General features: G+C 64.9%; 1 pseudogene. It reads left to right on the forward strand.

The window, feature by feature from the left end:
• Nucleotides 1–15: 15 nt before the first annotated feature.
• Nucleotides 16–441, forward strand: a pseudogene (locus tag ABGA94_RS17090) (hypothetical protein); the annotation flags it as partial.

The following is a 441-nucleotide window of genomic DNA, read 5'->3' on the forward strand; positions in this document are numbered from 1 at the left end:
AATTGCAACTACATCATGAGCGCATCGATGTCCCGCCCATTGCTGACCCTGCTCGCGGTCGCGGCCGGCGCCAGCGTGGCCAACGTCTATTACGCGCAACCGCTGCTGGATCGGCTGGGACAGGTGGCCGCCAACCTGATCGGCAATGCGCTCACCCATGGCAGTGAGGCGAGGGTGGAGGTGGACGGCCGTGAAGTCATTCAGCTTCACCTGGGCGGTGGCACGCCGAATTTCCTCGAGGCCGAGGCGATGACCACGCTGGTGGAAGGGCTGCGCCGGCGCTTCGATTTCAGCGATTCACCGCAGCGCGATCGTCAGCGGCAAGATCGCCGCCGCCTGCGTGGTCGGTTTCGTGTCGCTGCTGCTGACCCTGGTCGCGTTCAAGGTGAGCGCGCAGATCGCACCCGGCAACATCGGCCGCCAGTTCAACATGAACGTCGG

The sequence above is a fragment of the Stenotrophomonas sp. 3diitr2024 genome (genome assembly GCF_042136455.1).
GTDB lineage: Bacteria > Pseudomonadota > Gammaproteobacteria > Xanthomonadales > Xanthomonadaceae > Stenotrophomonas > Stenotrophomonas sepilia.